The 7,785-nt window shown below is 64.9% G+C and carries 6 protein-coding genes and 1 pseudogene; all 7 read right to left on the minus strand.

Annotated elements, in window-relative coordinates:
• Positions 1-74: 74 nt before the first annotated feature.
• On the minus strand, positions 75-1,016 hold the full coding sequence (locus X744_RS140025; RefSeq protein ID WP_032908205.1) for an alpha/beta hydrolase: 942 nt from the start codon (positions 1,014-1,016) through the stop codon (positions 75-77).
• An 11-nt stretch (positions 1,017-1,027) separates the two neighbouring features.
• Positions 1,028-1,708 (minus strand): isochorismatase family protein, encoded by a 681-nt coding sequence (locus X744_RS140020; protein ID WP_023763166.1) that lies wholly within the window; start codon positions 1,706-1,708, stop codon positions 1,028-1,030.
• 250 nt (positions 1,709-1,958) lie between these two features.
• Complete coding sequence (locus X744_RS140015; protein WP_023763167.1) at positions 1,959-3,263, minus strand: Xaa-Pro peptidase family protein; 1,305 nt, start codon at positions 3,261-3,263, stop codon at positions 1,959-1,961.
• A gap of 193 nt (positions 3,264-3,456) precedes the next feature.
• Positions 3,457-4,428, minus strand: a complete 972-nt coding sequence (locus tag X744_RS140010) for a GlxA family transcriptional regulator (RefSeq protein WP_023763168.1) — start codon at positions 4,426-4,428, stop codon at positions 3,457-3,459.
• Between the two features lie 365 nt (positions 4,429-4,793).
• Positions 4,794-5,999: a PLP-dependent aspartate aminotransferase family protein gene (locus X744_RS140005; protein WP_023763169.1), complete on the minus strand. Its 1,206-nt coding sequence runs from the start codon at positions 5,997-5,999 to the stop codon at positions 4,794-4,796.
• Entirely contained in the window at positions 5,996-7,417 is a 1,422-nt protein-coding gene (locus tag X744_RS140000) for a pyridoxal-phosphate dependent enzyme (RefSeq protein WP_023763170.1), read from the minus strand. The genes X744_RS140005 and X744_RS140000 overlap by 4 nt, the downstream gene beginning before the upstream one ends.
• A 97-nt stretch (positions 7,418-7,514) precedes the next feature.
• Positions 7,515-7,785: pseudogene (locus X744_RS1000000174840) on the minus strand (hypothetical protein); the annotation flags it as partial.

The raw sequence follows: 7,785 nt of genomic DNA on the forward strand, positions 1-7,785 counted from the left end.
CAGCAAGATGCGAAGAGCCAGATGGAACAGAGACTTCCTCTTCCAGCTCTTTACTCATATGCGATAGCCCTGCCTCAAGGGGGGAGATCACCCCTACCCAGCGCGGCAACCGCTGCAACAATCCGCGCAAACGCTTCCGCCGCTGCCGGCACTGTCGTCCGGGCGCGCAGGAAGCTGTGCACCAGCCTCGGCTCCTCGTGCCACCACGCCTTGCCGCCGGCGGCAATAATGCGGTCGCGGTAGGTCTCGCCGTCCGACGATAGTGGGTCGCATTCGGCAGTGACGATCACGGTTGGCGGCAGGCCGGAGAAGTCGGTGTCGCGCAAAGGCTGGAGGGTCGGATCGTCGGGCGACTGCCGCCTGGCAGAGCGGACGTCGCGGTAGAAGGCAATGTCGGCCACGGACAGCAGCGGCGCTTCGGCGTGCTCGACATAGGAGCCGGCGGCCTGGTCGCCGCCGAGGTCGGGATAGATCAGCACCTGGCCGATGGCGGCGCCGCGGCGGGTCGCCTGCGCCACTCCAGCCGCGAGATTGCCGCCGGCGCTTTCGCCGCACAGCACCAGCGGCAGGTCGGTGGCGGCGGCCGCCCATTCGAAGGCGGTGACGGCATCGTCGAAGGCTGCGGGGTGCACATGCTCCGGCGCCAGCCGGTATTCGACCGACAGCACGTCGAAACCGGTGCCGGCGCAGAGCTCGGCGCAGATGTCGTCATGGCTGTCGAGCCCGCCGAGGATGAAGCCGCCGCCATGAAAGTAGACCACCATCGCCTTCGGGGCCGCGCCGGCAAGCCGGTAGCGGCGGATCGGGATGTCGCGGCCGGCCGCGGCGATCAGGCTGTCGCTGGCCGTGACGCCGGGCGGGCGGCCCTGATGGAAGGCACGGCTCATCCGGTCATAGACGGCGCGCTGCTTGTCGATCGGCAGGCCGAGGATCTCGGGCGGATACCAGGCGTTGACCGCGTCGATATAGGCCCAGAGCTCTGGGTCGAGCCGGGTTTCGTATTTGCCCCGAGTCATGCTTTCGGCAGTCATAGGTCTGCGTAGAGCGCGGCCGCGTTGTCGAAGGTGAAGCGCAGCGGCACCGAGCCTTCGACCTGCCAAGCGGTGACGGTCTCGCCGGCCAGCAGCCGGCAGGCGCCGTCGGTGTCGGTGACGGCACCGCCATAGAGCCGGTTGGCGAGGTTGAGGATGCCGGTCTGGTGCATGGCCGCACTGCCGCTGCCGCAGGCATCCTTGACCAAGAGCACGCGAAAACCTTTCGCCACCGCGTCCTTCACCGAAGCGTCGATGCAGGCCTCGGTCCAGACGCCCGACACGACCAGCCATTCGATGCCGGCGGACTTGATGTCGCGGGCCGCCGGCCCGGAGCGGAAGGCACTGGCCTCGGCCTTGATCAGCAGCGCCTCGCCATCAGCCGGCGCCACCTCATGGCAGATCTCGGTCAGCGGATCGCTCTTGTCGGAAAAGGCCGACTTGCCGTCCTCACCGACTGGATGGAACGGCCGCTCCTGGCTGTCGAGGTCGACGATGTAGGCCCAGTGGTAGAGCGGCACATGGTTTTGCCGCGCCGCCGCCTGCAGGCGCTGGACGTTGGCGATGACCGTTGCGTAACCGTCGACGAGATAGCGCGGGTCCTGCCGGTGCTCTTCCTGCAGGTCGATGAAGATCGCGGCCACGGTGCCGCGCTTGATGGCGATGGGGATTTTCATGCGGCGCCTTCATCCACGGGCGGAGCAGCCCAAGACTCGTCCCTATGCCGGTGGGACAGCGCCCCCCTCTGCCCTGCCGGGCATCTCCCCCTCAAGGGGGGAGATCGGCCGTCGCGAATGCCTTCGCCAATCACCAAAGCTGCAGGAAAAAGCGCCGTAGGCGACGCTGCCAATCTCCCCCCTTGAGGGGGAGATGTCCGGCAGGACAGAGGGGGGCGCCAGGTAACGAGGCGCTCATCGGTTGCGCGTATCAAACCTGCTTCTCCAGAAACTCGTCCTCATACGGGAAGCGCGACAGAAGCTCTGTACCGGTGTCGGTGATCAGGATCTCGTCCTCCAGCTTGACGCCCTCGCGGCCGCCTTTTTCGCCGATGTAGCTTTCCACGCTCACCACCATGCCTGGCACGATATGGCCGTCGCGGCCATAGGTTTCGTAGTCCATGGCATGCGCGATGAACGGTGTTTCGCCATGCATGCCGACGCCGTGCATGACCGAGGTGTAGCGCTGGTCGACGAAACGGTCCGGGATCTTCCAGGCTTTCTCGGCGATTTCGCGGAACGCCATGCCGGGTTTGACGATCGAAATGTTGTGCTGAACCTGGTCGTGCGCCATGCGGTAGAGCGACTTCTGGTAGGGCGTCGGCTTGCCCGGCCCGCAGCGGAAGGTGCGGGAAAAATCGGAATAATAGCCGTAGCAGCCGATCGTGTCGGTATCGAGCGCCAGCAACTCGCCGGGCCGGATCTTGCGGCCGCTGGCCTCGTTGAACCACGGGTTGGTGCGCTGGCCGGAGGTGAGCAGCCGGGTCTCGATGAACTCGCCGCCCTGGCGGATGACCTCGCCATACATGATGGCGAACAAATCGTTTTCGGAGACGCCGGGCTTGATCGCCTCGCGCACCGCATAGACGGCGGCCTCGGCGCCGGCCATCGACACCTGCAGGCATTTGACTTCCTCAGGTGTCTTCACCGCGCGCACCGCCAGGATTTCGCCCTGGCAATCGCGGACCTCGCAGCCGCGCTTTTCCAGCGCCAGCGCCTGCAGATGGCTGCAGCGGTCGAGGCCGAGCTTCATCGAGCCGCCGCCATGCTGTTTCAAAAGCTCGGCGATCTCGTCGGCGAAGGGACCGGCGGTCTCGTCGTCGCGGCCGGAGACCGACGACCAGACGAGCTTGGAAGGCCGCGCCTCGTCGATCGTGTCGAGCACCATCGAGACATGGTAGCTCTGCGGGTATTCGAACAGCACGATCGGCCCGTCGGTGGGGATAAAGAAATAGCGCGTCGAGTTGCGCAAGAAATAGCCGAACATGTTGCGCGAGCCGGTGGCGTAGCGCTGGTTGTAGGGGTCGAACAACACCACGCCGCCATAGCCGGCCTCGCGCATCCAGCCGCGCAGCTTGGCCAGCCGGCCTTTTCGCAAAGCATCGGCGTCGATGAAGGACGGCTCGGTGTCGGACAGCCACATGCCGCCCGCCGGATCGGCCGCCGCCGGGTGGCGCATGCAGTCCTTGAAGTCCACGTCCTCGGTGCTGTCGGGGTCGAATACGACGATGCTCATGGGTACGGCCTTGGCTGGGTTGCGAGGTCGGAGCATGGCGCAAGCGAGGCAAGGGGATTGTGCGGAAAACCGCGTGTGTTGTGCGGGATGCCGCAGGAGCCTAATGCGGAACGCTGGAGGGACAGCACCCCCCTCTGTCCTACCGGAGGGGGTGCTGTCCCGCTAACATCTCATCGCGTCAGCGAGCGCACCCCTAATGCCTTCTCGCCAATTTCGGCGGGTGGCCATGCTCCTCGCGAAAAGCTCGAGCAAAGCTCGACATCGAGGCGAAGCCGCAGGCCAGCGCCACGTCGCGTACGGCGAGCGTCGAATGCGCCAGCAGGTCGGCGGCGCGCTTTAGCCGCAGCCGCCGGTAGTAGCCATTGGGCGAGATGGCGAGTTCGGAGCGGAAGGAGCGTTCGAGCTTGTCGGAGGAGACGCCGAGCTTCGCGGTCAGCTCGGCCATGCCGAGCCGCTCCTCGACCGCGTCCTCCATGATGGCGATGGCCGACAGCACCAACTCGTTGCGGACGCCGGTGCGCAGCCGCAGCGGCATCATCTTGCGGTCGATGCTGGAGCGCAGCTGGCTGTGCACGAACCATTCGGCGACGCCGGCGGCAAGTTCGGCGCCGTAATCGCGGGTGATGATCTCCAGCATCATGTCGAGGCTGCCGACGCCGCCGGCCGACGTAAAACGCTTGCGGTCGATGACATAGAGGTCGCGCCTGAGCTCGATGTTGGGGAAGGCCTCGGTGAAGGCGGCCTGGCTGGTCCAGTGCAAGGTGCAGGCGTGGCCGTCGAGCAGGCCGGCCCGGGCGAGGAAGAACGCCGCATCCGCCACCGCGCCGATATGGGCGCCGTTGCGCAGGCTCTTGCGAATCCAGCTCGCGGCGTCCTCGGCGACGAGGTGATCAGCATCGCCGCCCGAGCAGACGACGATGCGGTCGACCTTCGGCGCGTCCTCGGCATAAAAACCAGGCTGGATGACGACGCCGTTCGACGCCTCGACCGGGCCTTTTGTGCCGCCGACGATGATCCAGCGATAGCACGGCCGTTTCGCCAGGACATTGGCGGCGCGTAGCGGCTCGATGACGGAGCTGAACGCCATCATCGGAAAGCCGGGAAAGACCAGCACCGCGAAGGTGAGGGGTGTTTCGGTCGGTTTGGGTGGAGCGTGCGTGGCCATGGGCGCTACACTTCGGGCAGATGCGGGTCGGGGTCAACGGCAATTGGCGAGCGATGCTCGAAGCGCTGCTTGCTTTGACTGCCGCGCGGCGAAGAGATCTGTCAAATGTCGGCGGGACAGCACCCCCCTCTGGCCTGCCGGCCATCTCCCCCGCAAGGAGGGAGATTGGCAGTTTCAATGTCGCCGCTCGTCTTGCAACGTTCGAGATTAGCGAAAGCAGAAATGACATCTAATCTCCCCCCTTGCGGGGGAGATGTCCGGCAGGACAGAGGGGGGTGTGAAGGATCGCGACAGAACCAGTTTACCCTGCGCCGTAGCAGTCGCTTCGCCGTGAAGCGGCCGAAGAGCCAACGCAGGGTTTGCCCTCAGCCCCCCAGCGCCTGGTCCAGATCGGCGATCAGATCATCGCCGTCCTCGATGCCCGCCGACAGCCGCACCAGCGAATCGGAAATGCCGATCTCGTCGCGCTTCTCGGCGGGGATCGAGCCGTGCGTCATCAGCGCCGGGTGCTCGATCAGGCTCTCCACCCCGCCGAGGCTTTCGGCCAGGGTGAACAGTTGCGTGCGTTCTAGGAACCTTTTGGTGCTGGCAAGGTCGCGGTCGAGCACGGCTGATATCATGCCGCCGAAGGCATGCATCTGCCTGACAGCGATCTCATGCTGCGGGTGGCTGGCGAGGCCGGGATAGATGACTCGGCGCACGTCGCTCCGGCCTTCCAACCACTGCGCGATCTTGAGGCCGTTGGCGGAATGACGCTCCATCCTGAGCGCCAAAGTCTTGAGGCCGCGCAGGGCCAGAAAGCTGTCGAACGGGCCCGAAATGGCGCCGATGGCGTTCTGCAGGAATTTCAGCTGGGTGGACAAATCCTTGTTGTCGCCGACGACGGCGACGCCGCCGACCATGTCGGAATGGCCGTTGAGATATTTCGTCGTAGAGTGGACGACGATGTCGATGCCGAGTTCGAGCGGCCGCTGAATATAGGGGCTGCAAAACGTGTTGTCGGCGACCGTGAGAACCCCCTTGCGTTTGGCTAGGGCCGCGACACCTTCGAGATCGACGATGCGCAGCAGCGGGTTGGTCGGCGTCTCGACCCAGAGCATTTTTGTTTCGGGGCGGATCGCGGCTTCCACGGCGGCGAGATCGGTGAAATCGACGAACGAGACCTGCAGATTGGCCGAGCGCTTGCGTACCCGCTCCATCAAACGGAAGGAGCCGCCATAGATGTCGTCGGTGGCAACGATATGCGCGCCGGAATCGAGCAGCTCCAGCACGGTGGCGATCGACGCCAGGCCGGACGCGAAGGCGAAGGCGGCCGAGCCGCTTTCGAGATCGGCCACCGCCCGCTCGAAGGCAAAGCGCGTCGGGTTCTGGCTGCGGGCATATTCGAAGCCCTTGTGAACGCCGGGCGACTGCTGGCCATAGGTCGAGGTGGCGTAGATCGGCACCATCACCGCGCCGGTCAGCGGGTCGTGGCTCTGGCCGCCATGGATGGTGCGCGTCGAAAAGGCGAGGCGGTTCTTGCCTGATGAAGATGGGCCCGCTGAAGATGGGCCGGATATGCTGCTGGTCATCGTGCGCGCCTCAGATGGTTGATCAGGTCGATGCGGGTTATCAGGCCGATGAACTCGTCGCCGTCGAAGATGATGGCGACCTCGTTGCGGTCGAATACCGGCAACAGCGCATCCAGCGTCTGGCTGGCCTGCAGCGTGTGCAAATTGGAGGTCATCGCCGTGCGCACCGGACCGTTGAAGCGCTCCCAGCGGCCGTCATAGGGGCCGTCGACCTTGGCAAGGATGTCACTTTCGTCGACGATGCCGACGAGCTTGCCATTGTCGAGCACCGGTAGCTGCGACACATCGGAGCGACGCATGCGGCCATAGGCGTTGAGCAGGCTTTCGTCCGGGCCGACATAGACGGTGTCGCCGGTGCGGTGCGAACGCATCACCAGGTCGCGCAGATCGCCATGCTGCTCGTGCTCGGCCAGGCCCTGCTCGGCCAGCCAGAAATCGTCGAACACTTTCGACAGATATTTGTTGCCGCTGTCGCAGACGAAGGTGACGACCCGCTTCGCAGAGGTCTGCTCGCGGCAATAGCGCAGGGCGGCCGACAGCAACGTGCCCGAGGATGAGCCCGCCAGGATGCCTTCCTTGGACAGGAGGTCGCGCACGGCCAGCATGCTCTGCTTGTCGGGAATGGAGTACGCCTTTTTCACCAGCGACAAATCGGCATTGGGCGGCACGAAATCCTCGCCGATGCCTTCCACGGTCCAGCTGCCGGCCTCTTCCATCTTGCCGGTCTTGATCAACGGTGCCAGCACCGAGCCGACCGGATCGGCCAGCACCATTTCTGTCTTGGGCGAAACCTTCGCAAAGTAGCGGCCGAGCCCGGTCAGCGTGCCGCCGGAGCCGACGCCGACCACCACCGCGTCGACGTCGCCATCGAGCTGCGAGAAGATTTCCGGACCGGTGGTGGTTTCATGTGCCAGTGGGTTGGCCGGGTTGGCGAACTGGTTGGCGTAGAAGGCGCCGGGCGTTTCAGCCGCGATCTTCTCGGCCATGTCGTGGTAATATTCCGCATGGCCCTTGCCGACATCGGAGCGCGTCATGCGCACCTCGGCGCCGAGCGCGCGCAGATGCTGGATTTTCTCGCGCGACATCTTGTCGGGCACCACCAGCACGATGCGGTAGCCTTTGGGGATGCCGACCTGAGCAAGGCCGAGGCCGGTATTGCCGGCGGTCGCCTCGACGATGGTACCGCCGCGCCGGAGCTTGCCCTCTCTCTCGGCGGCGGCGATCATCGACAGCGCGATGCGGTCCTTGATCGAGCCGCCGGGATTCTGGCTTTCGAGCTTGATGAACAGCCGGCATTTGCCGGTGTCGAACTTGGTCAGTTCGACAACCGGCGTCTGGCCGATCAGGTCGAGAACCGACTTATAGGGCGGACGCATGCGCGACAACGCGTCGGCTGCGGCGATCTTGTGCTCGCTCATATCGATGCTCCATGACCAAGCGACCGCCTCGGGGCAGAGCGGTAGCGTGTCCTCTTTTCCAGCCCTTTGCTCTCGGAAAGAAGATAGATCGTGCCAATCAACCGGCCAGATGCGGAATGAAATTCCGGGCTGGCATCGCCGCTGCGCAAGTCGCTGCAAGGTCGCGGGACAGCGCCCCCCTCTGGCCTGCCGGCCATCTCCCCCTCAGGTGGGGAGATTGGACTTCACGAACGCTTTCGCCAATCTCCACCGTCAGAAGGAAGGCGCCGTCAGCGAAGCTGCCGATCTCCCCACTTGAGGGCAGGGCTATCGCATATGAGTAAAGAGCTGGAAGAGGAAGTCTCTGTTCCATCTGGCTCTTCGCATCT

Source organism: Mesorhizobium sp. LNHC252B00, from assembly GCF_000502955.1.
GTDB lineage: Bacteria > Pseudomonadota > Alphaproteobacteria > Rhizobiales > Rhizobiaceae > Mesorhizobium.